19 protein-coding genes are annotated in these 26,467 nt (G+C 36.3%); 16 read left to right on the top strand and 3 right to left on the bottom strand.

Translation table 11 applies throughout. From position 1 onward, the window contains the following. Positions 1–11: 11 nt before the first annotated feature. The 12 genes from U9M49_RS05620 to U9M49_RS05565 all read left to right on the top strand — a co-directional run bounded on the left by U9M49_RS05620 (position 12) and on the right by U9M49_RS05565 (position 19,623). On the top strand, positions 12–1,172 hold the full coding sequence (locus tag U9M49_RS05620; RefSeq protein WP_322909464.1) for an isochorismate synthase: 1,161 nt from the start codon (positions 12–14) through the stop codon (positions 1,170–1,172). Positions 1,173–1,192: 20 nt separating this feature from the next. Continuing rightward, entirely contained in the window at positions 1,193–2,809 is a 1,617-nt protein-coding gene (locus tag U9M49_RS05615) for a (2,3-dihydroxybenzoyl)adenylate synthase (RefSeq protein WP_322909463.1), read from the top strand. Positions 2,810–2,824: 15 nt separating this feature from the next. Continuing rightward, positions 2,825–3,709, top strand: coding sequence for an isochorismatase family protein (locus tag U9M49_RS05610; protein ID WP_322909462.1), 885 nt, complete (start codon positions 2,825–2,827; stop codon positions 3,707–3,709). Positions 3,710–3,724: 15 nt separating this feature from the next. Beyond that, entirely contained in the window at positions 3,725–10,831 is a 7,107-nt protein-coding gene (locus tag U9M49_RS05605; protein WP_322909461.1) for a non-ribosomal peptide synthetase, read from the top strand. Next, on the top strand, positions 10,828–11,040 hold the full coding sequence (locus U9M49_RS05600; RefSeq protein ID WP_095373063.1) for an MbtH family protein: 213 nt from the start codon (positions 10,828–10,830) through the stop codon (positions 11,038–11,040). The genes U9M49_RS05605 and U9M49_RS05600 overlap by 4 nt, the downstream gene beginning before the upstream one ends. Beyond that, entirely contained in the window at positions 11,040–12,428 is a 1,389-nt protein-coding gene (locus U9M49_RS05595) for a DHA2 family efflux MFS transporter permease subunit (protein ID WP_095373064.1), read from the top strand. The genes U9M49_RS05600 and U9M49_RS05595 overlap by 1 nt, the downstream gene beginning before the upstream one ends. A gap of 20 nt (positions 12,429–12,448) precedes the next feature. Next, on the top strand, positions 12,449–13,132 hold the full coding sequence (locus tag U9M49_RS05590) for a 4'-phosphopantetheinyl transferase superfamily protein (protein WP_322909460.1): 684 nt from the start codon (positions 12,449–12,451) through the stop codon (positions 13,130–13,132). A gap of 250 nt (positions 13,133–13,382) precedes the next feature. After that, positions 13,383–14,966, top strand: coding sequence for a PucR family transcriptional regulator (locus U9M49_RS05585; RefSeq protein WP_095373066.1), 1,584 nt, complete (start codon positions 13,383–13,385; stop codon positions 14,964–14,966). Positions 14,967–15,176: 210 nt separating this feature from the next. Continuing rightward, positions 15,177–16,643: a CoA-acylating methylmalonate-semialdehyde dehydrogenase gene (locus U9M49_RS05580; RefSeq protein WP_322909459.1), complete on the top strand. Its 1,467-nt coding sequence runs from the start codon at positions 15,177–15,179 to the stop codon at positions 16,641–16,643. A gap of 16 nt (positions 16,644–16,659) precedes the next feature. After that, positions 16,660–18,012 (top strand): aspartate aminotransferase family protein, encoded by a 1,353-nt coding sequence (locus U9M49_RS05575; protein WP_095373068.1) that lies wholly within the window; start codon positions 16,660–16,662, stop codon positions 18,010–18,012. Between the two features lie 229 nt (positions 18,013–18,241). After that, positions 18,242–18,529: a DUF3219 family protein gene (locus U9M49_RS05570; RefSeq protein ID WP_322909458.1), complete on the top strand. Its 288-nt coding sequence runs from the start codon at positions 18,242–18,244 to the stop codon at positions 18,527–18,529. A gap of 119 nt (positions 18,530–18,648) precedes the next feature. Further along, positions 18,649–19,623: a bile acid:sodium symporter family protein gene (locus U9M49_RS05565; protein ID WP_307313538.1), complete on the top strand. Its 975-nt coding sequence runs from the start codon at positions 18,649–18,651 to the stop codon at positions 19,621–19,623. A gap of 156 nt (positions 19,624–19,779) precedes the next feature. Here the strand turns inward: U9M49_RS05565 and U9M49_RS05560 are convergent, their stop codons facing one another. Then, positions 19,780–20,958 carry an MFS transporter gene (locus U9M49_RS05560; protein WP_322909457.1) on the bottom strand — a complete coding sequence of 393 codons (1,179 nt, stop codon included), beginning with the start codon at positions 20,956–20,958 and terminating at the stop codon, positions 19,780–19,782. A gap of 253 nt (positions 20,959–21,211) precedes the next feature. Here U9M49_RS05560 and U9M49_RS05555 point away from each other — a divergent pair, with 253 nt between their 5' ends. The 3 genes from U9M49_RS05555 (at position 21,212) to U9M49_RS05545 (ending at position 23,151) form a co-directional block, all read left to right on the top strand. Further along, positions 21,212–21,412 (top strand): IDEAL domain-containing protein, encoded by a 201-nt coding sequence (locus U9M49_RS05555; protein ID WP_224938368.1) that lies wholly within the window; start codon positions 21,212–21,214, stop codon positions 21,410–21,412. A 49-nt stretch (positions 21,413–21,461) separates the two neighbouring features. After that, complete coding sequence (locus U9M49_RS05550) at positions 21,462–22,520, top strand: P1 family peptidase (RefSeq protein WP_322909681.1); 1,059 nt, start codon at positions 21,462–21,464, stop codon at positions 22,518–22,520. 184 nt (positions 22,521–22,704) lie between these two features. After that, on the top strand, positions 22,705–23,151 hold the full coding sequence (locus U9M49_RS05545) for a GNAT family N-acetyltransferase (protein ID WP_322909456.1): 447 nt from the start codon (positions 22,705–22,707) through the stop codon (positions 23,149–23,151). A gap of 198 nt (positions 23,152–23,349) precedes the next feature. Here the strand turns inward: U9M49_RS05545 and U9M49_RS05540 are convergent, their stop codons facing one another. Next, the gene (locus U9M49_RS05540; RefSeq protein ID WP_307313543.1) at positions 23,350–24,372 is read right to left on the bottom strand and encodes a DUF1646 family protein; all 1,023 of its coding nucleotides are present in this window, start codon (positions 24,370–24,372) and stop codon (positions 23,350–23,352) included. Positions 24,373–24,489: 117 nt separating this feature from the next. After that, positions 24,490–25,017 (bottom strand): GbsR/MarR family transcriptional regulator, encoded by a 528-nt coding sequence (locus U9M49_RS05535; protein ID WP_233435238.1) that lies wholly within the window; start codon positions 25,015–25,017, stop codon positions 24,490–24,492. A gap of 306 nt (positions 25,018–25,323) precedes the next feature. Here U9M49_RS05535 and U9M49_RS05530 point away from each other — a divergent pair, with 306 nt between their 5' ends. Next, on the top strand, positions 25,324–26,463 hold the full coding sequence (locus tag U9M49_RS05530; protein WP_095373073.1) for a betaine/proline/choline family ABC transporter ATP-binding protein: 1,140 nt from the start codon (positions 25,324–25,326) through the stop codon (positions 26,461–26,463). Positions 26,464–26,467 lie beyond the last annotated feature (4 nt).

The raw sequence follows: 26,467 nt of genomic DNA, 5'->3' as shown, positions 1-26,467 counted from the left end.
GGTGAATATTAATGGCGATATTACAAGAAAAAAGCGTCAATAAAATGGCGGATTTATATAATAATGGCGATAGTTTCCTTGGTTTTCCCACAAAACATATTTTAGCAAAGGGAAAGGAAGTTGAATTACATACGGAAGAACAGGAAGGAAAATCCTTTAGTGAACGGGTGGATTTACTTTGGCAGAAGTGTCCCCGGACATATGGACATCATGATCTGATGATAGCAGCTTTTCCTTTCGATCAAAAGGATGTGGCAACCTTATTCATCCCTAAAGAAGTGATGTTGGAGAAACCGTTGACTAGTACAAGATATCAAGAAGGAAATCGACTCCCATTACCTAATAAGGTGAATTTTCATCCACAACCACAGGAATATATGATGATGGTCGAAAAGGCTGTAGCGAGAATAAAAAATGCAGAGCTTAAAAAGGTTGTTTTAGGCCGTTTAATGCAAATTGAGTTTAGTAAAAACGTGAATATTCGTTATGTTTTACAGAATTTATTAGCAGATAATGAAGATAAATTTAATTTTGCGGTTCATTTATCAGATGAAAAAAATACGTTGATAGGATCTAGCCCGGAATTGCTGATTAAAAAAGAGGGAGGAAAAGTGGTTACCAATCCTTTAGCAGGTTCAAGACCGAGGATGGCGAACGAAGAGGATGATAAAAGAATGGCCCAAGAATTAAGTTGCTCTGAAAAAGATTTATATGAACATCGCCTTGTCGTTGAAGCGATTGAAAGAAATCTTAAGCCATATTGTCGAACACTAACTGTTCCCGCTCGACCTTCTGTTATTTCTACAAAAACGATGTGGCATCTTTCAACAAAAATAGAAGGGGAGTTGTATGACGAAGGCGTTTCATCTGTTCAATTAGCCGAGAGTATTCACCCGACACCAGCTATTTGTGGTACTCCAGCAGTTGAAGCTTTTCAATTGTTGAATGAACTCGAGCCATATAATCGTCATTATTTCACAGGGATGATTGGTTATAGTAAAAGGAACGGTGATGGAGAGTGGGCGATTTCGATTAGATGTGCAGAACTGAGTCAACGAAAAATGAAGTTATTTGCTGGAGCAGGAATTGTCGCTCAGTCAGTACCACAAGAAGAATGTGATGAAACGGCCGCAAAATTAAAAACGATGTTAAGTGCATTAGGTATTGAATAATTCATAAAGGAGAGTTGTAAATGTTACAAGGATATACACCTTGGCCAGATGAATTGGCAACAAAATATCGCTCAAATGGATGCTGGACTGGTGAAACTTTTGGTGAAGTATTAGAAAGGATGGCAACATTAACACCGACATCCATTGCACTGATTGAAGGAAATCGTAAAGTTACGTATGAAGAGTTAAATGATAGAGCCAATCGCTTAGCCCATGGATTCATCCATCTTGGGATAAAGAAGCAAGATCGAGTAGTATTGCAACTTACCAATACCATTACCTTTTTTGAAGTTTGTTTTGCGCTATTCCGTATGGGGGCTCTCCCTATTTTCTCTTTGCCATTGCATCGACAAACAGAAATTACTTACTTTTGTGAACATACAAAAGCCGTTGCTTATGTGATACCTGATGTTTTTGATAGACATGATTATGTGAAGATGGCCAGAGAAGTGAAAGGAAAAGTCAATACATTACAACATATTATTGTCGCAGGAGATGAGCAGGAGTTTTTAAACGTTGAAGCACTAATGTCTGAAGAGTCTGTGAATTTACCAAATATTTCGGGTAGCGACTTAGCATTTTTCCAATTATCTGGTGGAAGTACTGGGTTGCCTAAGTTAATTCCGAGAACACATGATGAGTATTTATATAGTATTCGAAAAAGTGTAGAAATCTGTGAATTAAGTGAAAGGACGAAATATCTAGCTGTATTACCAGTAGCACATAACTTCACGATGAGTTCACCTGGTGTTTTTGGTGTCTTATATGCTGGTGGGTGCATCATTTTAAGTCCCGATCCTAGTCCAGATACGGCATTTCCATTAATCGAAAAAGAAAAAGTCAACTTTACATCACTCGTTCCTCCGCTAGCAATTATTTGGATTGAGGCAAAGAAGTCAAGAGATTATGATCTTACTAGCTTAGAGGTGATTCAAGTAGGTGGGGCAAAATGTAGTGCTGAAGTAGCGAAAAAAGTGGGACCTAGCTTTGGCTGTTCACTACAACAAGTTTTTGGCATGGCTGAAGGATTGGTTAATTATACGAGATTAGATGATACAGATGAGAAAATCGTTTATACACAAGGGAGACCAATGTCTGAATTTGATGAGATTCGTATTGTAGATGAAGAGGATCAGTCTATTGCCGTTGGTGATACGGGCCATTTACAAGTAAGAGGACCTTACACGATAATTGCCTATTACAATGCAGAGACTCATAACGAAAAAGCATTTACTCATGATGGCTTTTATCGGACAGGAGATATTGTTAAACAAACGGAAGATGGTTATTTAATCGTAGAAGGAAGAGATAAGGACCAAATTAATCGTGGTGGAGAAAAGATTGCTGCTGAAGAGGTTGAGAATTATTTGCTCTCACATGAAGATGTATTAGATGCAGCAATTGTCAGTATGCCAGATGCATTCCTTGGTGAAAGATCTTGTGCATTTATTATCTCGCAAAACGAACAGCTGACAGGTCAAGCTTTGAAGTCGTTTCTACAATTAAAAGGAATTGCCGCATTTAAGATACCTGACCGTTTTGAATTTGTACATGAGTTTCCACAAACACCACTTGGAAAAGTAAGTAAAAAAAGCTTAAGAGAAATCATCCAAGAAAAATTAGCTACTAAAATATAAAAGGAGAGATTCCCTATGTCAATACCAAAAATCAAAACCTATCCATTACCTGAGGCAAATAGTTTACCAAAAAATAAAGTAGATTGGCAGCTTGATAATAAGCGCGCAGTACTGCTAATTCATGATATGCAAAATTATTTTATCAACTATTATGAGAATGGTTCTCAATTGATTGAGGGAGTAATTGAAAAGATTGCTCATGTAAAAGCTTATTGTCAAAGTAAAAATATACCAATTGTCTATACGGCACAACCAGGTAATCAAAAAGATGAAGACCGTGCCTTATTAACCGATTTTTGGGGGCCAGGACTAACCGAAGATGAAGCGCAAACAGGTATTGTACCTGAGTTGGCACCAACAGACAATGATACGATTCAAACAAAATGGAGATATAGTGCTTTTAAGAAATCAAATTTACTTGATCGTATGAAGGAAGATGGTCGTGATCAACTTATTATATGTGGTGTGTATGCACATATAGGTTGTTTAGCTACGGCAATGGAAGCATTTATGTATGATATCCAACCATTTCTAATTGCCGATGCAGTAGCTGATTTCTCTTATGAGGAACATGTACAGGCATTAAATTATACAGCAACTAGATGTGGGAAGGTTTTATTAACAGAAGCACTACTTCATGATTTATCAGGAAAAAACGCATCTAATCGTGCGCACAGTGAAATAAAGGCAAAAGTAGCAGAGATACTAGATATCTCCCCTAGTGAAATCAAGGATGATGATGACTTAGTGAGCTTAGGGTTAGACTCCATTAGGATGATGATGTTAGTAGAAGAATGGCGAGCTGAAGGAGCAGATGTAAACTTTATGAAAATGGCATCAAATCCAACCCTACAAGCTTGGTATGAAATGTTTCCACAAACAGACGAAGTCTATTCTTAAAAGGAGGAGCATGTAATGATCAGTGAAGCAACCAAACTGCAAGCAACAGATGCCCAAGCAGGTATTTGGTACGCCCATGAATTAGATGAAAGAAAGACAGCTTATAATACTGGCGAATATGTTGAAATAAACGGGCGAATAAACGTGTCGTTATTAATAGAAAGTATAAAGAGTACTGTTCAAGAAGCAGACAGCCTCCACATTACCTTTTTTGAAGAGAATGGAAAATTATATCAAGTTCTTCAAAAACCGAATGAAGTGCCTGTTCAATATATCGATGTGAGTCTAATGAAGACCCCTAAGCAAACAGCTATTGATCTCATGAATGATGACTTATCCCTGTCAATTGATTTGAAAAAAGGTCCGATATATAAGCAAATTCTCTTTAAAATAGCAAGTGATGAATATCTTTGGTATCAGAAAATACATCATATTGCTTGTGATGCATTAGGATTTTCATTGATAACAAACAAAGTGGCAAGTACTTATTCAGCATATCTAAAAGAAAAGTTTGAGCCAGAACCTGCTTTTAAACCATTGTCACTATTAATTGAAGAAGAGCACAAGTATAAAGAATCTTCGTTATATATGGAAGATCAAAAATATTGGAAGGAAAAATATAAAGGAGTCACACACGACGTTTCATTGTCTCAGAATGAGCTTCAATCTTCTGAGGCAACATCTACGATAAAAATTGCTGAAAAATTAACAGCCACAGAGTTTCAAAAGATAAAAAACAAGGCAAAAGAATGGAAAATCGCGTGGCCACATCTCGTGATTGCAGCTATGGGGGTTTATCAATATAAGATAACGGGGGATCGCAAGAGTTTATTAACATTACCGATGATGAATCGTTCAACAGTTGCGATGAATATTCCAGCAACAACAATGAATATTCTACCATTACTGCTATCATTTTCTAATGATTCGACTTTTATGAGTCTGGTGAAAGAAGTTGTAAATGAAACGAGAGAGAATAGTAAACATCAACATTATCGTCAAGAACAATTACAAAGAGATTTAGGAACTATTGGCCAGAGCAGTTTTTTGAACTCTTTTCAAGTAAATATTATGCCGTTTACGTATCAACCGATTTTTGGCGATGTCGCTGCCACTACTTATAAATTAGCCACAGGTCCGATTGATTTAATGAATATGAATATGTTTGAGCAAGATAGAGATGGCAGTCTAAGAGTAGATATTGAAGCAAATGGTACGAAGTTTCAGCAATTGGAAGTAGAGCAACATGCAAGTAGAATAATCCATTGGCTAAAGAGGCTACCAAGTATTGATGGCGGGCAACCTATTTGGAAGATTAATTTATTATTAGATGAAGAAAACGCATTGATGCGAAAAGATTTAGGGTGTGAGACAGCTGAAAGCGTTCATCCGCTTATTCAATTCAAGGAAATGGTAAAGAAATATCCTCAGCATCCGGCATTAGAATATAGTGGGGAAATATGGACATATGAACAGCTAGATAAGATGACTTCAGCATTAGCAAAAGAAATGATTAGCACGGGGTACCATTATCCCTTTATTGCGGGGATAGCTGTAAGCCGTTCTGCCAATATTTTGGTTGCCATATTGGCTGTTTGGAAAGCTGGCGGTGCCTATGTGCCAATTGATATCGATTATCCTGAGAGTAGACTCAACTATATGTTAAAAGATAGTCAAACACAACTAATTCTTACTGATACTGAAGGGAAGCAGAAACTACCAAAAAGTTTCCAACCATATCTTATGACCATCGATGTTTTTAAGGATAAGAGTGAAACTTTGCTACCTCCCGTAAATAGTGGAGATCCAGCGTATATGATTTATACTTCAGGTTCAACTGGTAATCCAAAAGGTGTTCTCGTACCTGCAAAGTCACTTTCTTATTTCTTATCGGCAATGAATAAGCATTTACAGTTAAACCATATGGATCGCTTTTATGCTTTAACGACGATTTCGTTTGATATTTCTATATTAGAATTGATTTTACCCATCACGGTTGGGGGCACATGTGTGATCGCTAAGAATGCAGTCATTTCTGATCCGCCAAATATTGTAAAAGAATTAAAGGAAAAGCACATTAGTGCGGTTCAAGCAACACCGACACATTGGCAAATGATCCTGCCATTTATAACAGAAGAATTACAGGATGTCAAAGTATTAGTTGGGGGAGAGAAACTTCCTTCACATACAGCTAAGCAAATGCAAACGTTATGTCAAGAAGTACATCATGTTTACGGTCCAACTGAAACGACAATTTGGTCTACACATTATGTATTAACGACAGTTGATGGTTTTACTTCACCACCACTGGGAGACGCCCTTTCAGGCACAGAAATTTACATTTTGGATGAAAACCTGCAACTAGTTGCTCCGGGTAGACCAGGTGAAATCTATATTGCGGGAGAGGCTGTTACATACGGTTACTATCGTAAGCCAGCGCTCACCTCCTCAAGGTTTGTGGCTAATCCATTTACTGAAAACGGCCAAAGAATGTATCGAACAGGTGATATTGGCATAAGAGATTTATCTGGAAAACTTCATTATGTGAAACGAAGTGATGATCAAGTAAAAGTCCGTGGACATCGGATGGAATTAGGCGAGATTGAGCATCACTTGTTAGCACACCCTAATGTGAAAAGCTGTAAAGTGATTGTAAGAGAAGATCAACCGGGAGATCAACGTATTACGGCTTATATAATAGCGGCAGAGAACGTGAAGAAAACAAGTGAAGATTTCAATTCATACTTACGTGAGTTTTTGCCAGATTATATGATTCCTAGTTTCTTTATGTATTTGGACGCTTTCCCATTGACGCTTAATGGAAAGTTAAATTTGCGTGAATTACCTAATCCGCTGGAAAGTAACGCAAGCTATACAGATGACGAATGTTGGACTCCTTTGCAGAAGGATGTTTATCATATTTTCCGCCAAATATTAATGTTGAATGAAATACGCGAAACCGATTCGTTCTTTGCTCTTGGCGGTCATTCATTACTTGCTTCCCAATTACTGGGTAAGCTTCGTGAGGAATTCGGTCTAAGTTTATCATTCTCAGCATTTTATCAAAACCCAACAATCCAATTTATTGTTGAACAAGTGAAAGAACAATCAGACAACAAGTTTGAAGGTAGAAAGTTAAAGCCACATAAGAGAGATCAGTATGCTCCAATGAGTCATGAACAAAAAAGATTATGGTTTATCGAACAAACAGAAAATGTAGGTTCTACTTATTATATTCCTGTAGTAGTCAAGTTGAAAGGCACACTCCGAAAGGACGCTTTATACGAATCTTTAGTTGAGGTAATGAAAAAGCATGAAGCGTTGAGAACTGTCATAGAAACAAAAGATGGTGAAGTATATCAAAGGGTATTATCAGTTGATGAAGCAACATTGAAATACTATGAAAAAACGATTAATCGAAATGAGCTCAATCATGAGATTGATGAAGCGATCAAAATGCCAATCGATTGGGAAAATGAATTAGGTTGGCATAGCTATCTATTTAGAATAAATGAAAAAGAGAATATATTATGTATTGTTTATCACCATCTATTCGCTGATGGGTGGTCGATTGCACCATTTATGGAAGATGTATCAACTGCTTATGAGGCATTTGTTAAGGGTGATCAGCCAGTTTTATCTTCATTACCTATTCAGTATGGTGATTATGCCTTCTGGCAACAGGAAATGTTAGTGGATGATATGGAGGAAAAGCTTGCCTTTTGGAAAAAACAATTAGCCCACATACCTGAGGCCATCCCACTACCACTTGGGGTTGAAAGACCAGAAAAAAGAATGGTTGAAGGTGGACGATTGACTTTTGAGATGGACAAAAACCTTTATCGACAACTCAATCAGTTAGCAAAAGATGAAGATGTTACGTTGTTTATGGTTCTACAATCAGCATTAGCAACACTGTATCATCGTTTAGGCGCTGGTGATGATATCCCATTTGGTACACCAGTAGCTGGGAGGAATGAGCCGTCATTACAAGCAATCGTTGGCTTCTTTGTTAATACAATTGTTCTACGTACAGATGTTTCAGGCAATCCATCATTTTTACAGTTACTACATCGCGTGAAGAAACAAAATATGAGTATTTATGATCAGCAAGACACACCGTTTGATAGAGTGGTAGAGGCGATTAACCCAACCCGTTCTAATAAAGTTCATCCATTATTCCAATCAATGATTATTATGCAAAACACACCACAACCGTCATTTAAAGTGGAGGGAGTGGATGCAGAAATTCAAATTCACGGTACGAACACAGCGAAATTTGATTTAACTTTTGAATTTTGGCAAGGATCTAATCAAGATACATTGGAAGGTGCGATTGAATATAGAAAAGACCTTTATAAGCATGAACAAATCCAACATTTATTGCAACAATGGTTGACTCTCTTAAGTTCAATCATTGCTACGCCGAATCAATCTGTTGGAAAGTTACCAATTCTATTAGACACAGAAAAAAATGAGTTATTACATCTACAATCAAAGAAAGTAACAGCGAAACAAGAACATATCGTTCATAACTTTGAACAAATGGTAGAACAATACCGCAATGAAATAGCGGTAACATATGATGAGACATCAATCAGTTATCAACAATTAAATGAAAGGGCAAATCAGCTTGCTAGAATGTTAATTGATAAAGGTGTAAAAGCAAATGATTTTATCACCATATCATTACCACGGTCCTTGGAGTTAATTACAAGTATTTTAGCGGTATTGAAAGCCGGTGCAGCCTACGTACCAATAGATCCGGATTACCCAGAAGATCGCAAACAATATATCCATCGTGATGCTGGTGCGGCTATGATGATTACTGATAAAAAACAGGTAGAACAAGGGAATCAAATTGTGTTTGATCTAGAATTACATCAAACATTGACATTGTATGATACTTCTAACTTAGAAGAAATTGATGGGAATGAGATATATCCGAGTTCACCAGCTTATATTATTTATACATCAGGTTCTACCGGTAAGCCAAAGGGTGTGCTAGTTCCACATAGCAATGTGGTAAGACTGTTTGCCTCAACGAATCAATGGTTTTCTTTTGATCATGATGATGTTTGGACACTTTTCCATTCATATGCTTTTGATTTCTCTGTTTGGGAGATATGGGGTGCATTATTATATGGTGGAAAACTAGTTATTGTCCCATACGAGACGACTAGAAACCCACAAGCTTTTCTACAATTATTAGTTAAAGAACGAGTGACTGTATTAAATCAAACACCATCTGCATTCTATCAATTAATGGAAGCTGAAAAAGAAAGAATTGATTTATCGGATATGTTGCGAATCAGATATATCATTTTTGGTGGAGAGGCGTTGGAACTACCAAGATTGGAAAGTTGGTATAACCTGCATGCAATGTCAAAAACAAAGCTTATTAACATGTACGGTATCACAGAAACAACCGTTCACGTCAGTTACTTAGAACTAACGAAAGACATAATTCGACAATCTGCTAGTAGTTTAATTGGTGAAGGTATCCCTGATTTAGGTGTGTATATATTAGATGATTACCTTCAACCTGTTCCTAAAGGTGTAATAGGAGAAATGTATGTTAGTGGGGATGGACTCGCTCATGGTTATTTAAATCAACCAGCACTGACAGCGGAGAGATTTGTCGCTAATCCATATGGATCAGCAGGAAGTCGAATGTACAAAACGGGAGATTTAGCAAAATGGACAGAAGATGGTTCACTTGACTATATTGGTCGCTCTGATCATCAAGTGAAAATTCGTGGTTTCCGCATCGAGTTAGGTGAAGTGAATGCAGCACTTCTTCAGTATCCTGCAATTAAACAAGCTGTAACAACAGTACTAACGATGCATGGTGATAAGCAATTGGTTAGCTATTTCATCTCTCACAATGAGATTGATTACAAAGAACTGAGACAATTTTTACAAACGAGATTGCCTAAATATATGGTTCCGAATCACTTCGTTAGAACAGATGATATTCCATTAACGAACCACGGGAAATTAGATATGAAAGCTCTCCCGAAACCAGAGATGGAGACAATGCAGGGAGATAGGCATCTACCTAGAACTCCACAAGAAGAAATACTTACGCAGTTATTTGCAGAAACCCTACATTTAACTGAAGTAAGTATTGATGATAGTTTCTTTGATTTAGGAGGGCATTCGTTATTAGCTGTTCAATTAATGAAAAAAATAGAATCAACATTCGGCAAAGAGTTGGGCATTGGTGTGTTATTTGAAGCACCAACTGCAGCGCAACTCGCAAAAGTGATTGAAGGTGATGCAGAAGAAGGCGCTTCATTACAGTCATTATTGGGTTTACGAAAAACAGGAAGTGAGACGCCATTATTCTGTGTGCATCCAGCAGGTGGTTTAAGCTGGTGCTATGCTGGATTGATGTCGAAACTAGATAGTCGTTTTCCTATCTATGGCCTACAAGCAAAAGGGATTAAAGAGAAGAAAAATAAACCTACAAGTTTAGTTGAAATGGCGAAGGATTATATCCAAGAGATTCGTTCTGTTCAACCAAAAGGTCCGTATCGCTTACTTGGCTGGTCGTTAGGAGGCAACGTTGTTCATGCAATGGCAGTTGAATTACAAAAGCAGGGCGAGAAAATTGAGTTTTTAGTCATGATGGATTCCTATCCAGGTCATTTCATTTCTATGAATGAAGAAGAAGCAGAAGATGATGCGTTAATTGCGATGCTAGCACTTGGGGGCTATGATCCTCAAGAAGTGAAAGGCGATCAATTAACAATTAAATTGGTTAAAGAATTACTTCAGGAAAAGGGGAGTGTACTTGCATCATTGGATGAAGAAACAATCGAAAATCTTAAAGAAACCTATCAAAATTCCGTTCGTATCATGTCAGAATATGACCCAGAAGTATATGAGGGAGATATGATTTTCTTCAAGTCAACCATTGTTCCAGAGTGGTTTAAAAATGATGATCCAGCGAGATGGTTACCATATGTTCATGGCAGGATGCGACAATATGATATTGCTTGCCGTCATAAAGATATGTGTCAACCAGAACCTTTAGCAGAAATAGGCGAAGGAATCGCAAGAGAGTTAAAGTGTTTAATTGAAAACAAGCATTTAGAAGGGAGTCTACAAACATGAGTAACCCATTTGATCAAAAAGATTCTTTGTATTTTGTTTTAATGAATAATGTAGGGCAGTATTCATTATGGCCAAGTTATATTGATGTGCCTACAGGCTGGCAAGTGGTTTGGGGGGAAACTACCCTTTCAAGCTGCCATCAATATATTGAAGAGCATTGGGAAAGTCTACTTCCAAATGAAAAAGAGAAGGAAAGTCTATCACTGTAATGACAATGGATAGAAAAGTTAAATACCAAAGAAGAGCATTATGTACAGTGTATATACTAGCTATGTTTATGGCGGCATTAGACGGAACAATCGTCTATGTTGCCCTTCCTTCGATTGCTGCTGAACTGGGCGTAACATCCGCTCAGTTAAGTGGATTGACTGTCTGGTATCTTGTTGGGGTTAGCATGATTTTACCTTGTGCAGGGTATTTAGGTGATCGTTTTGGAAGTAAAAAGATGTTTATGGTTAGCTCACTCGTTTTTACATTCGCTTCTTATATGTGTGCTTTAGCAGATTCAGTATCGATGTTAAACATAGCCCGGTTTCTGCAAGGATTAGGAGGCGGCTTGTTTGCCCCTATAGGCATGGCGATGATCTTTCGGACGTTTTCCATTGAAGAACGTCCGAAACTGTCGCGGTCTTTCGTCATTCCAATTGCTATAGCACCTGCCCTTGGTCCGATAATTGGTGGGTTAATCGTTACTTATTTACCATGGCAGTGGATCTTCTTAATTAATATTCCGATTGGCTTGTTCATCGTTATAATCGGTGCACTATTTTTACAGGAAAAACATGAGTATATGGGTAAAAAGCTAGATGTGAAAGGCTTATTATTAATGGTGATTGGTTTTCCATTATTTATGTATACGTTGAATCGACTAACAGCAGGAATGAGTCTGCCAATAATCGTTTTTGGGATGATTGGGCTAATAATGATTGTTACATATGTTTTTCATGCATTAAAAGCAGATCAACCATTATTGAACTTAAAATTATTGGAGGAAAAGACATTTAAACGAATAAGCATGCTCTCTTTTCTTGGAGCGGCAGGCTTACAAGGTTTCTTGTATTTGTTCCCGATTATGTATCAATATACAACTGGTGCATCACCATTAAAAAGTGGATTAACTATTTTTATTGAAGCGATTGGTTTAATGGTGGCATCAAGAGTAATGCCCCTGACATTAAAACTTCTCGGCGTTTATCGTGTGATTGTTTATGGATTCTTATTATCCAGTGTCTTTTTCCTACTCATCAGTTGGATAGGCCCTACTGGTTCTATCATCGGTTTACAAATTTGTTTATTTGGAATTGGACTGACGTTAGGACATGCCGTGATTGCCATGCAGTATACGGCATTCCATCATATTAATAAAGAAAAGATGTCACAAGCAACCACATTATTTAATGTGCAGAACCGCTTGGGTGCAGCAATGGGAATTGTGAGTATTTCTTTAATTATCAGCATGTTCTCAATCGGAAATGAGCAATTATATCAAGTGGCAATTATTTTTTGTGCTATGCTTCTACTTGCTGCGTGCTTGTTTGCGATCAATAGTCAAACCGCTATTAAGTCAACATCACCAAAAATGAAAAAAGCAAGCTAGTATAAGAAGGAGGGGAAGGTATGCTTGAAGTTTTTGCTTGTCGATTACCGCAAGTACATTCAGAGGTAACTTTACATCATTATAGCGACTATTTACCACCATTAAAAAGAACACAAATCCACCGTTATAGAAGAATAGAAGATGCATATCGTACGTTAGTAGGTTATCTATTATTAAGGAAAATACTTATGAAGAAGTTACCTAAAGTTGATCTTACAAAGCTCGAATTCAGCAAATACGGTAAACCTTTTTTGAACGCGGACCCTTTTCCCCCTTTTAGCTTGTCTCATTCAGGTGATTGGTGTGTGTGTGCCGTTGGATCTGATGGAATGGTAGGGATAGATTTAGAAAAAATAACTAAACCAAAGCCAGAGTTACACTCCCTTTTGTTTCGAGAGGAAGAAGAGTGTATGGGAGCGAAAGATTTTTTTAATCGTTGGACGATAAAAGAAAGCTATTTAAAAGCCATCGGTACTGGTTTACATATAGACCTCCAAGAAATAGAACTCGAAGAAAAAAATCGGAGTGAATTCGAGGTCAACCATCAACAAAAACGGTATCCAGGGGGAAAAGTAAAGGTATATAACCTCCTAAAGCAATATAGCTTATCAATTTGCACATTGTCACCCGAGGAAAAACTTCCTCATCATCTACAACTTGTCACATTTGAAGAAATTATCAAACCCAGCGTACAAACAGTATAAAGCGCTGGGTTTCATTTTATGAACCTCATTTATATGACGGAATACATAAAGAAATCTTGCTGAGTATGAAGAGTGTTTGTCCGAAGAATTGTTGCAATGCGTTTAAGAAATGTGTAAAAAGAATAAACATTTATTTTCATGGGAGTGGGCCTCTTATGTTTACTGAATGTATTAAATATTTCTATTATATTTGACAATTTGTCTAGTTATCTATTAATATTCTATATATTCAGAATTTAGGAGGGCGAGAATGAAATCCTATTTAACCGTCAATGATATCTTGCAAAGGAAGCATTTCGATCAAATAGAAATAGTTGCAGGGAAAGATGGGTTAGTAGATCAAGTGAAGTGGGTTCATATTGTTGAGGTAACAAAAATAGGGAATCTCTTAAAAGGAAATGAACTAATCCTTTCAACCGCTGTTGCATGGCGAGAGAGAAAGGAATTATTTATCTCAATTGTACAACAGTTAATTAAGTCGAATGCAGCAGGCTTATGTATTGAATATGGCACTTATACGAAGGGCATACCTCATGAAATTATCTCTATGGCAAACAAAGCGAATTTCCCAATTATTCTCATATTAAAGGAAGTTCCTTTCGTGGAAATCACGCAAGACATTCATACATCTTTAATTAATCAGCAATATGATATGTTAGCTAATTTAGAAAAAATCTCTCATATCTTAAATAAGAAACTTCTTTCTATTAATCATTATGATGAACTTTTGAAGGTCATTTATGAAGAATTGCAAGTGCAAATTCTATTATTATTTCAAGATGAAAGTACGAAGTTTTATCCTGTACTACCGGAAATAAAAAGAGAAAATATCCTAAAGAAGGTACAAGCCCAACAAGAACCTTCACGTTTTGTCGTAAGAGCTACTATTGAACTTTTAGGAGAGAAATTTGCTGAACTTATCATCATTTCTTCATCTCATCACTTAACAGAATATGATCAGCTAATTGTAGACAGAACAGCTAACGCTCTAGCACAATTCTTTATTCGTGAATTATATGTAGAGGAAAAAAGAAGGTTAGAAGAAAGTGAGTGGGTAAATTCTTGGTTAGAAGGTAAGGAAACGACTCCTTCATTACTAAACCATGTATCTGCCTATTTACCGAATGCACCTCGAGGGGCGGTTGTATGTGTCTATCAAGTGGAAATGTTAGAAAATTTAACTTACTTCAAGTTGTATTTTCGCTCCATATTAGAACAAAAAGGTTTTTCTTTCTTAGCCGTTGAGAAGCACAAAGCAATTGTATTTATATTATTTAATGAAAGAGGATTAACTGATTGGAAGAGGAGAGTAGTACAAGCAATTGAAAAAATGAAGCAATTATTTTCGGATTTGCAATCAGACACGACTTTTAATTTTGGAATTGGAAAATATGTATCTGATTTGAATGCGGTGCATGAGAGTTATCAAACGGCATTAGAAACAATCCAAGTGAATCAACAATTTTATCATCGTTCGTATTCAAGTATGTTTTATGATGACTTACATATATTTCGTATTATCTCAGTTGCCAGTAGGCATATGAACTTACAAGGAATGATCGAAGAATATTTAGGACCGATTGTTGAATATGATACTGCACATCAATCAAAGTTAATGGAAACATTAAAAATGTACTTAATTTGTAATGGCTCAAAAAAAGATACGGCACAGAAATTGTATATTGTTAGACAAACTTTATATCATCGGTTGGAAAAAATTGAGCAGTTATTAGGCTCCGATTTTATGAGTCATGAGAAAAGATTGGCATTGGAATTTATGCTATTAAGCTATGATTTTATCCAGCGACCAATCGATTTAAAACAAATAAAGTAAAAAAGAATGAACCGTCTCTATAGTAGTCGGTTTATTTTGCTTGTTACGATTTCCTTTGAGGCACTGATTTCAAGATTTACCCTATTCTTTCATATAGACCGTTTGTTTATGAATGACCGTTATCCTTTTTACAGTATGTCTAATGAAAAAGGGATAATAAATAAGAGATAATGAAATCAGAATAATCAATCTTTAATAGGAGGTTTGATGATGAGCGTAATTGAACAGGGAACGAAAACTTTACAGAATTTTATTAATGGCCAATGGGTACCTTCACAATCTACAGAAACAATGGAGGTGCCTAATCCAGCAACTGGGGAAATTATTGCAAAGGTACCTATATCCATGAAATCAGATGTTGATCAAGCAGTAAAGGCAGCAGCAAATGCTTTTCTAACTTGGAAAAAAACACCGGTTCCAAAAAGAGCGAGAATTCTCTATAAATATCATCATTTGTTAACGGAAAACCATGAAAGATTAGCAAAATTAATCGTAGAAGAGAATGGTAAAGCATATAAAGAAGCATATGGGGAAGTGCAAAGGGGAATTGAATGTGTGGAATTTGCCGCTGGAGCCCCAACACTAATGATGGGAGAAACTTTGTCGACGATTGCAGAAGACATCGATTCACAAATGTTTCGTTACCCACATGGAGTTGTCGCTGGTATCACACCATTTAATTTCCCAATGATGGTTCCTTTGTGGATGTTTCCACTTGCCATTGCATGTGGCAATACTTTTGTTCTTAAGCCATCAGAGCGAACGCCTATTTTATCTAATGAGTTGACGAAGTTGTTTATGGAAGCTGGTGCACCAGCTGGCGTCTTAAATGTTGTCCACGGTGCGCATGATGTAGTTAATGGCTTACTGGAACATCCCCTCGTCAAAGCAATTTCATTTGTTGGTTCTCAACCGGTTGCGAAATATGTCTATGAAAAAGCGGCTTCTTACGGTAAAAGAGTGCAAGCATTATCAGGAGCGAAGAATCATCATATTGTTATGCCAGATGCGGATATGGAGAAAGCGATTAGCCATATTATAAGCTCTACATTTGGCAGTGCCGGTCAGCGTTGTATGGCTTGTAGTGCGGTTGTTGTGGTAGGTGATGGATCTGAGTTTGTTGAAAAGCTTTCTCAAGCAGCAGATGAATTAATTATTGGTGAAGGCTCTAATGAAGAAGTCCTGCTAACACCAGTTATAAGAGATTCTCATCGTCAGAAAGTTTTAGGATATATTGAGAAAGGCATTGAAGAAGGAGCAGAGCTGTTACGTGATGGTAGAGCTGTTATGACTGAAATGAAAAACGGCACATTTTTAGGTCCGACAATTTTTGATCAAGTCACACCCGATATGACCATTGCGAAGGATGAGATATTTGCCCCAGTCCTAAGTTTATTGCGAGCGAAAGATTTAGATGAGGGATTAGCTTATATTAGTCAATCAAGATATGGAAATGGTGCAACGATTTATACGAAAGATGCGCGTGCTGTTCGTCAGTTCAGAGAAGAAGCGGATGCAGGTATGTTAGGGATCAATATTGGTGTCCCAGCAACAATGGCCTTTTTTCCTTTCTCTGGGTGGAAGGATTCGTTTTATGGTGATTTGCATGTAAACGGGAAAGATGGTGTTAATTTTTATACCCGGAAGAAGATGATTACCTCACGTTTTGATTATTAATAAGGAGGAAAAGTGCATGGCTGAAATTAAGGAAGAGAAAGGGTTGCTTAAGAAAGATGCAGAGGTTGTTTGGCACGCGATGAAACCATTTAGCCCTAATAGCACAATTATAGCGGAAAAAGCAGATGGTGCTTGGGTTACTGATCATGAAGGTAATCGCTATTTAGATGCAATGGCAGGTTTATGGTGTGTAAATGCAGGCTATGGTAGAAAAGAGCTCGCAGAAGCAGCATACGAACAATTAAAAGAGATGAGTTATTTTCCTTTATCACAAAGCCATACACCAGCGATAAAATTAGCTGAAAAACTAAATGAAATGCTCGGTGGCGGCTATGTATTCTTCTTTTCAAATAGTGGCTCAGAGGCGAATGAAACCGCATTTAAAATCGTTAGACAGTATTATAAACAAAAGGGAGAACATGAACGCTACAAGATTATTTCTAGGTATCGTGGGTATCATGGGAATACGATGGCAACACTTGCAGCAACAGGGCAGGCGCAAAGAAAATATAAATATGAACCGCTCGCACCTGGCTTTATTCATGTCGCACCACCTGATATGTATCGCCAACCGGAAGATGAAACCTTGGCATCTACCAAGCTTCAATCAGTACAGGATATAGATAAAGTAATGACATGGGAGCTAAGCGAGACCGTTGCAGCTGTCATAATGGAACCAATTATTACAGGTGGCGGGGTTATTATGCCACCAGAAAACTATATGAAAGGAGTAAAAGAGGTTTGTGAGAAGCACGGGGCATTGCTCATTAGTGATGAAGTTATTAATGGCTTTGGTCGCACGGGTGAACCGTTTGGATTTATGAATTATGAGGTCTCACCAGATATTATTACGATGGCAAAAGGGATAACAAGTGCGTATTTACCATTGTCAGCTACCGCAGTGAAAAAAGAAATCTATGATTATTTCAAAGGAACAGAAGAATATGATTACTTTCGCCATGTGAATACTTTTGGAGGAAACCCTGCTGCTTGCGCTTTAGCATTGAAAAACCTAGAGATTATGGAAGATGAGAAGCTGTACGAACGGTCGAAAACAGCTGGGGATGCGCTAAAGAGGACATTACTGCAAAAGCTGCAACATCACCCTTATGTAGGGGATGTGAGAGGAAAAGGTTTATTAATAGGTATTGAGTTAGTAGAGGATAAGGCGACGAAGGAACCGCTAGCTGTGGAGTATGTGAATAAGATCATTTCCGGATGTAAGGAGAAAGGTGTACTAATAGGTAAAAACGGAGCAACTGTTGCTGGATATAATAATATTATTACACTTGCCCCACCGTTAAATATAACTGATAGTGATATCACTTTTTTAATTGATACATTAACAGAGCAAATGAACCAACTTTAAATATATGCTGCACTGGCTTGCCATTGATTGCAACCAGTGCTTTTTTCCATAGATGTATGTATGAACGGTGTTAAGAAGTCATTAGCTAGTTTTTTTATTTGTTATGAGAATATATTTCTCACCATTCATTTTTCATGTAGGTTGTATCATTGGTATTTAATAAGCAAATCAATATAACATCCACTCATTATTTGCTAGAATAAAATTTGTAAGGAAGGAGCAGACGATAATGGTTCAAGAGATACAATTAAACAATTATACATTATCTATTAATCAATATAAGGAAACCTCAGTAAATGGTTTAAAACAAATTGCCATTGACTTTAAAGTAACGAGTGAGAACTATCATGATATTGCTGTGCTTTTATATGAAGAAAATTTTGATGTGCAAGTTCCGGCGAATAATTTTAGAATGAAGGCCGCAATAACTCAATATTATACATCAGTAACAAATCTGTATCGTGAAGGTGAAATTGGCGACTATCATGTAACCTTACGGGAAGTTTTAGGTGAATAATCAAGAATAACGTAATATTGTGCTCATAAAGGCATAATATTACGTTTTTATTTTATCGAAAAATTCATTGCTAAAAAGTGTTAAAATATATATGTATAAAAAAGAGAAAGGAGTGAGGGATGATATTAACGAAAATAAACAGTCAGCTAGATAAAATGATGCCCTTGATTACTCCTACTAGTGTCATATTGGGTATATGCTTTGCTATCTATTTAAAAAATCTAGATAGTCTTATCCCATGGATCTTTGCATTTATGACATTCGCAGGTAGTTTGAAAGCAAATTTTACATCGATGAAAGAAGCCATCACTCATCCTTTGCCACTATTTATTGTCTTATTTGTTCTACATATTTTTATGCCATTATGGGCCTTTACTGTTGGTCATATTACTTTTCCAAATGATACTTATACAATTACTGGTCTAATTTTAATGATGGCAATACCTACAGGAATCTCAAGCCTGATATGGGTTTCCATTTACAAAGGCAGTATTCCATTGACTTTAACGATTATTCTCGTTGATACGTTATTATCACCAATACTTGTGCCACTTACACTAAAGCTCTTAGTAGGAGCAAAAGTGGAAATGGATGTCATAAGCATGGTGAGTGGGTTAATCATGATGATTGTCATTCCATCTATTTTGGCAATGATTGTTAATTCGATCGCAAAAGAGAAGGTTTCAAACATACTTAGTGCAAGACTTGCTCCATTTTCTAAAATAGGTATGGCGACTGTTGTAATGATTAATAGTGCCGTTGTTTCATCCTACTTGACTGCCTTCGATTTACGTTTACTAGCATTAGTTGTCACCGTCTTCTTTATAGCCTTTACAGGATACTTAGTAGCTTTTTTAATTGCTAGAAAAATAGTAGGGAAAAATAGAGAAGCGGTGATTGCGATTACTTTTAATGGTGGTATGCGAAACATTAGTGCAGGCTCTGTATTAGCCGTTGCCTATTTCCCACCGCCAGTGGCCGTGCCTGTTGTTATTGGCATGCTATTTCAACAAATATTAGCAGCTTTATTTGGGATGATTATAAATAAGGTTGAAGAAAAGGATCGACTGAATGTGAGGAAAGAGGCAGTGTGAAGATAAAAGAGACAGTCCTATGAAGGCGGTCTAATCTCGAAGCTTGGAGATAATAGTTTGGTATAAGTCATAATTAAAAACCCGAAAAACATCTTAATCACAATGAAAAAATGTCTTTTCGGGCTTTCTATTAGGCTTATTTTTTTTACAAGATTGTTAGCGGTTCTTTCTCATTTGTAATAACATACCAATATAGATGAATAGAGAAACAACAACTGAAATGGCAGCAACGATATAGATAGAGCTATATCCTAAGTAAAAAGCGATTTGCCCAAACATAATTGATCCAATACCGATTCCTAAATCAAAAAAAGAAAAGAACGTGGCATTAGCCATTCCTCTACGATTGACCGGTGCTTCTTTAACAGACCAAGCTTGCAAAGCTGGTTGGATCGTACCGAAACCTAAACCATATAATATGGCTGCAGTAAATAGAATCGCATTACTCGGTAACCATGCGAGTAGAAGCATGGCAGCAATAATAAGGAGCACACCTGGAATAAATACAGCTTGATGCCCTCTTTTATCATAAATTCTACCTGCAAAAGTACGGCTGATGAGCAGAGCTAAAGCATAGAGAAAGAAATACCATTCAATTCCATCAATACCTTTTTGTAATGAATAGATAGGTAGAAATGTAGCAATCCCTCCAAATGTAACGGTTACAAAGAAGATTAATATGGAAGGGGGCAGAGCGGATTTCTCGTAAACATCAAACTTTTTCTTTTCTACTACGCTAGCAGTATGATCTACTTGTTTATATTTTATGAATGATGAAAGGATGAAAGCAGCGAGTCCTAATAAAGAACAGATTAGAAATAAGGAAGTAAAGCTAATATTACCAATAAGTGCTAATCCTAAAGTAGGACCAAAGGCAAGAGCGAGATTACCTGATAGTCCAAAGTAACCCATCCCTTCGCCACGTCTTTTCTGTGGAATAAGATCTGTTGCGATTGTCCCTGAAGCTGTTGTAGAGAATCCCCATCCTAAACCCTGAACTAATCTGAGTATAAGGAGAAAGGATATACTCGTAATAAAGCCAATGACTCCAACGGAAAGAACAAATACAGCTAGTCCAATAAGAAAGACAAACCGCCTGCCTTTTGATTCTAACGCATGTCCCGCAAAAGGACGCATAATAAGGGATGAAAAGGTAAATATCCCGATGACTAACCCGATTAATTGGTCATTGCCACCAAGTTCTTCGACAAACAAAGGCAATGTTGGTAATGTCATTTGAAAACCTAAAAATACAAAGAAGTTTGCAAAACAAATTAATGTAAAATCCTTAGTCCAAATTCTTTCTTTTTGTAATGAATTTGTTGATTGATCCAAAACCCCACCTCATTTATAAATATATATACCAATAGATATATTTTGATTCCCTAAATATCCATTATAGTAAAGAAAATTATATTTGCAAGGAAGTGAATAAACATATTTTAAAAAGGTTTAAATCAAGATAGAACGGGGTAATATTTATATTAACAACAATTAATAATAGAGTATAAGATAAATTTCATTTAAGGTTTGAATTATCAGAAATTTTTTGTTATAATAGAAAAAAGGTCAAGGGGTTGATTTCAAAATGGAAAAGTACACGCTTAACTCAACAGTCCAAACCGATGAAAACCAATACTCAGTCGTAGCGGAACAAGTGTTAAATAAGGCTATACTTGACTTCAGAATGAAAAAGCTCCGCCAAGAAATTGATAACGCTCTTGAAGAAAGAAACGAAGAGAGATTTATTGAATTAACTGATGAATTAAATAAGTTAACGAATGAATAAAAAAAAGCAACCTTCTTCAAGGAAGGTTGCTTTTTTGGTATTGAAAGAAATGGAGAGAAAAGCATTGAAAATACGAGAAAGAGGAATAATCATTGGTAGTATACCAACAGGGGAAAATAATTGCTTGATTGATGTTCCCGGGGTGAGAGTCGGTCATAAAACCATTGATGAAAAGACGGAAACAGGATATGCCTGTACAGGTGTCACTGCCATTTTACCACATGGTGGTAATTTGTTTAAAGAAAAAGTAGTGGCCACATCGTATGTTATTAATGGTTTTGGTAAAACCACTGGGCTGGTACAAGTAAATGAATTAGGACAGATAGAATCACCCATTATGTTAACCAATACATTTTCAGTCCCGGCAGTTACACAAGGTACCCTGCAATATATGTTACAAGAAAATAAAGACATTGGAGATACAACAGGGACGATTAATATTGTCACTGGAGAGTGTAATGATGGTCTACTGAATTCAATAAGAGAAATGGTTGTTACACCTAAAGATACTATAGAAGCCATCTTGAACGCTTCAACAAATCCAGTGGAAGAAGGTGCAGTTGGTGCAGGTAAGGGAATGGTATGTTTTGGCTATAAAGGAGGGATAGGTACTTCTTCTAGAAAATTGTCAGTAAATGACGGGAGATTCTTTCATGTAGGATGTCTTGTCTTAAGTAATTTTGGAGGAAAACCTGAATTCCCTTTTAATCGTTATTTTAAAAACAACCTACATTATCCTTTAGAGTTAGATAAAGCAGCTGACGGATCAATTATAATTGTATTAGCAACAGATGCTCCGTTAAGTGATAGACAATTACACCGAGTTGCTAAAAGATGTGGAATTGGACTGGGTAGGACGGGTAGCCATTATAGTCATGGTAGTGGAGATATCGTTATTGCTTTTTCTACTGCAAATACAATAAAGCACAAACAATCATCTTATTTGCATACGATGAAAACTTTAAGAGAAGATCATTCAATTATGAATGAGCTGTTTGCAGCAGCAGCAGAAGTAACAGAAGAAGCAATTATGAACTCATTATCCCAAGCTGAAACGACCGTTGGAAGAAATGAAACGGTTGTACATTCCTTATTTGATTTAGCTTAAATAAGGAGTGAATCAACATTTCCATAAAAGCTTTTTTTTATAGGAAAATAGCTTTTCTTTTTTATTCTCTTTGATGTTTAAGGAGAATGAGGTATTTATTTTTGGTCATTGTAATGTTGGATACTTTTGTCTTTTTACAGCAGGTAAAAAGCAATCTAAAAATGTTTAGAAGGAGAAAAGGTATATGGGCTATGAATATATTACTTACCATACAATCCCTGAAGCAGATGTATTAAATGACATTTTGAAACTGCATGAAGACATTTTTGGAACCTCTGATAATTTAATTACCAATATGCTGAGTAAATCTAAATTGTTGGTTATCATTGCAAAGGATGGAAAGAAGATAGTCGGATATAAGATTGGGTACACAATTGATAGCACGAAGTTTTATAGTTGGCTAGGTGGAATAGATGCTAATTATAGAAAACAAGGTATTGCATCAATATTAATGAAGAAGCAACATCAGTATTTAAGGAATAATGGTTTTCGCATTGTTCAGACAAAAACGATGAATAAGTGGCGTAATATGCTGATTTTGAATATAAAAAGTGGATTTGACATTATTCATACTTATACAAATGAAAAAGGAATACATAAAATAATCCTCGAAATAAATTTAGTTGAATAATACAGCAATCAAAAAATGATCAGACCATTATTTATTAAACTACAAATGTTGAAGCGGAGACATTTACGATTCAATTTGTCTCCGCTATTACTCTATTATGTGAAGTTTTGTTTCTATAAATAATCAGTGAAATAAGATAGCCTACAGTTGGTCAATCGTTTATGTCAAAGAAAGTCTCTATTTTCTATAGGAGATTAATTATTGAATAAACAATAGCACCATAAAAAAAGCAAGCATGAATACTAGTCCTATAGGTAAACCGATTTTCGCCCATTCTTTACTCGTAATATTTAATTTACCGGCTGCAATAATATTCGGGATATTGCCGGGGACAAGCATCCCACCGCTTATTAAAAGGCCGAGTAATATCGCTTGAATGGTTTGATTACTCATAGAAGGGCTAATTTCCGCAGCAGCTAATGTCGCATTATCAAGTACTGCAGATAATGTATTAATCCAGTACAGAGCAGAAGGCGATAGGTTGATCAAATATTGACTAATTAGTGGTTCAAATCCTGCACCTAAAAATGTTAACCCCATTACGAAGAAATAAATTTTTAAAGAACGGATACTTATTTCACCATAGCCTTCTTCCTCGTTGTGCACCATTTTGCTGAATTTATCTGTTTGGTTGGGTGGTTTAACAAAAATAGCGGCTAGGAAACCGAAGAATAACAAGGCAATTAGAATCTCTTTACCAACTAAATTGATAAGAAAGAAGAAATCCTCATTTAATTTACTAATAGCGATTGTTGAAAGTGGTTCACCAATCGGTGTTAAAGATGCACCTAGACCAATAGAAAAACAGGAAAGAACAACAAAAATGATTAGTGATTGCCTATGTAGTGGAAGTGAAGAAGCAATAAGGACAAGAATGAGTGCGGCAATAATTGCAGTAATAACACTTGAAATCAGTCCTAAAAAGATCACTGTGAAAAAAATAAAAAACCAAAAGGGTACGCGTTCACTAACATAGACGATTGAATTTTGCAGTCCGCGTCGAAACCACTTGAATAACACACCTGCTATAAAAACCGCTATTGCGATATTAATTGGTGCGATTGCTGCCTTAAAAAATAATGCTTCCGTATAGACTTGACTAATAAAAACAGCTAAAACGCCCATAATGAAAAGAAATATTTCTAAATTTTCTTCGACTACTTTCGAACTAAAGGGCAGAAACAACACAAGTAAAAAAATGATGATCAGTCCAGTTAACATATAACAATCCCCATTTAATTGTTTTTCCTAACCTTAGAAACGGTTGGATATGTTATATATATGAGAAGATAGGACAAACTTTACAAGAAATATTTAAGAAAGGGTATAGCAAATTCTTTAGTATGGCTTCGGTACATGTTTAAATACTTCCCCACTTTCAAAAAACTCCACAAGATTAGCTAGCCATTTGTAGTATTCCATCCATTCCTTTGCTTCGGCTAATAATTCATTTATCTTTAATTCATCTTCGGCGGTCAGTTCCTTTTTTGATGTGATAAGGTGTAGTTCTTCTTTTATTTTCTTTTCAAATTGTTTGTTCTTTTGTATCGCTTTTTGCCAATTGGAAGTGAATAGTGATACGAACGTTTGGTAATAGTCTTGTTCAACGTTGTATAAGTCTTTACGGATGCCCTTCTCAAATACTTTTTCCGCTATATTTAACTCCACCATTTCTCTTACTACTTGACTCATTCGTGTTTTGCTCATGCCCGTTGCTTCCGATAATTCGCTAAGTGTCATCGGTTTTCTGTGCATATAAATAATTCCTAACACTCTACCCACAGTTGAGGAAACACCATACGTATTCATATTATCAGCTATTTTATCAATAAAAATAGATTCAATTTGCTCAAAACTTTCGCTCAATCCAATCACCCTTTCAATATAAGGATCATTTAGTTAATGTCAATGTATCATATTTGTAAAAATTTACATAATCACACCTTTGGGAGTAATTCGTATGATTACGTAGCTATTATAAGATATAACGAGTAAAAACATTATACAATATTTATTTTAACTATTTTTTATAAAATATGTACACTTTGTAAACTTTTTATTTTACGAAGTTTATAATATACTACGTTATGTAAGTAAAAAGTCTGACAAGAGGATTCATATTACGGAGAACTGGGTATTGTTTGTGGTAGAGAAAAAATGGGGGTGTTATAAATGCTGAAATTTGAGCATGTATCAAAAAAATATAAAGGCGGTAAAACAGCCGTTTCTAATTTAAATTTAGAATTTAAGAAGGGTGAATTTATTGTATTTATCGGCCCAAGTGGTTGTGGAAAGACAACAACAATGAAAATGATCAACCGCTTAATTGAACCAACAGAAGGCAAAATCTTCATTAATGGTGAAGACATTATGGAAAAAGATCCGGTTAAGCTGAGAAGAGAAATCGGTTATGTTATCCAACAAATTGGTCTATTTCCACATATGACTATTCAAGAAAACATTTCACTTGTGCTTAAACTTTTAAAATGGCCAGAAGAAAAAAGAAAAAGTCGGGCAGAAGAGCTTCTTTCTCTCGTTGATATGACTCCTGATTATTTAGAGAGATATCCACATGAATTAAGTGGAGGGCAACAGCAACGTATAGGTGTCTTGAGAGCGTTAGCTGCTGATCAACCGTTAATCTTAATGGATGAACCATTTGGTGCACTCGATCCAATTACGAGAGATGCCCTCCAAGATGAGTTTAAAAACTTGCAGAAGAAGTTAGACAAAACAATTGTTTTTGTTACGCATGATATGGACGAAGCGCTTAAACTAGCAGACAGGATTGTCATTTTACGTGATGGACAGCTTGTACAATGTGGGACTCCTGACGAAATTTTACGTGAGCCTGCCGATGAATTTGTTGAAGAATTTATTGGAAAAGAAAGATTAGTGCAAGCAAAACCAAACATTACAACAGTTGAGCAAATAATGAATGCGCATCCTGTAACGATTACAAGTGATGAGCAATTATCTAATGCGATAACTGTTATGAAAACAAATCGTGTAGACTCATTATTGGTTATTGATCAAGAAGGAGTTTTAGAAGGATATATTGATGTGGAAGCCATTGATCAAAACAGGAAAAAAGCAAAAGATGTAGCCGATATCTTAATCCCTGATACATTTTCTGTGTATAAAGATGCGCTTGTACGTGATACGATCAGGCAAATATTAAAGAAAGGGCTCAAATATGTGCCGGTTGTAGATGAGCAAAGACATCTTGTCGGTATTGTGACAAGAACAAGTTTAGTCGATATCGTTTACGACTCTATTTGGGGAGACGAAGAGCTAGAAAGTGCACAGTAGAAGG

It is taken from the genome of Cytobacillus sp. OWB-43, assembly GCF_034651445.1.
GTDB lineage: Bacteria > Bacillota > Bacilli > Bacillales > Cytobacillaceae > Cytobacillus > Cytobacillus kochii.
The sequence above is the reverse complement of the archived record's forward strand: the minus strand, read 5'-3'. Positions and strand labels throughout refer to the sequence as shown.

Bases quoted from the DNA above. Each gene is read 5' to 3' on its own strand.
- U9M49_RS05620 (WP_322909464.1), top strand. From the start codon at position 12: ATGGCGATATTACAAGAAAAAAGCGTCAATAAAATGGCGGATTTATAT.
- U9M49_RS05615 (WP_322909463.1), top strand. From the start codon at position 1,193: ATGTTACAAGGATATACACCTTGGCCAGATGAATTGGCAACAAAATAT.
- U9M49_RS05610 (WP_322909462.1), top strand. From the start codon at position 2,825: ATGTCAATACCAAAAATCAAAACCTATCCATTACCTGAGGCAAATAGT.
- U9M49_RS05605 (WP_322909461.1), top strand. From the start codon at position 3,725: ATGATCAGTGAAGCAACCAAACTGCAAGCAACAGATGCCCAAGCAGGT.
- U9M49_RS05600 (WP_095373063.1), top strand. From the start codon at position 10,828: ATGAGTAACCCATTTGATCAAAAAGATTCTTTGTATTTTGTTTTAATG.
- U9M49_RS05595 (WP_095373064.1), top strand. From the start codon at position 11,040: ATGACAATGGATAGAAAAGTTAAATACCAAAGAAGAGCATTATGTACA.
- U9M49_RS05590 (WP_322909460.1), top strand. From the start codon at position 12,449: ATGCTTGAAGTTTTTGCTTGTCGATTACCGCAAGTACATTCAGAGGTA.
- U9M49_RS05585 (WP_095373066.1), top strand. From the start codon at position 13,383: ATGAAATCCTATTTAACCGTCAATGATATCTTGCAAAGGAAGCATTTC.
- U9M49_RS05580 (WP_322909459.1), top strand. From the start codon at position 15,177: ATGAGCGTAATTGAACAGGGAACGAAAACTTTACAGAATTTTATTAAT.
- U9M49_RS05575 (WP_095373068.1), top strand. From the start codon at position 16,660: ATGGCTGAAATTAAGGAAGAGAAAGGGTTGCTTAAGAAAGATGCAGAG.
- U9M49_RS05570 (WP_322909458.1), top strand. From the start codon at position 18,242: ATGGTTCAAGAGATACAATTAAACAATTATACATTATCTATTAATCAA.
- U9M49_RS05565 (WP_307313538.1), top strand. From the start codon at position 18,649: ATGATATTAACGAAAATAAACAGTCAGCTAGATAAAATGATGCCCTTG.
- U9M49_RS05555 (WP_224938368.1), top strand. From the start codon at position 21,212: ATGGAAAAGTACACGCTTAACTCAACAGTCCAAACCGATGAAAACCAA.
- U9M49_RS05550 (WP_322909681.1), top strand. From the start codon at position 21,462: ATGGAGAGAAAAGCATTGAAAATACGAGAAAGAGGAATAATCATTGGT.
- U9M49_RS05545 (WP_322909456.1), top strand. From the start codon at position 22,705: ATGGGCTATGAATATATTACTTACCATACAATCCCTGAAGCAGATGTA.
- U9M49_RS05540 (WP_307313543.1), bottom strand. From the start codon at position 24,372: ATGTTAACTGGACTGATCATCATTTTTTTACTTGTGTTGTTTCTGCCC.
- U9M49_RS05530 (WP_095373073.1), top strand. From the start codon at position 25,324: ATGCTGAAATTTGAGCATGTATCAAAAAAATATAAAGGCGGTAAAACA.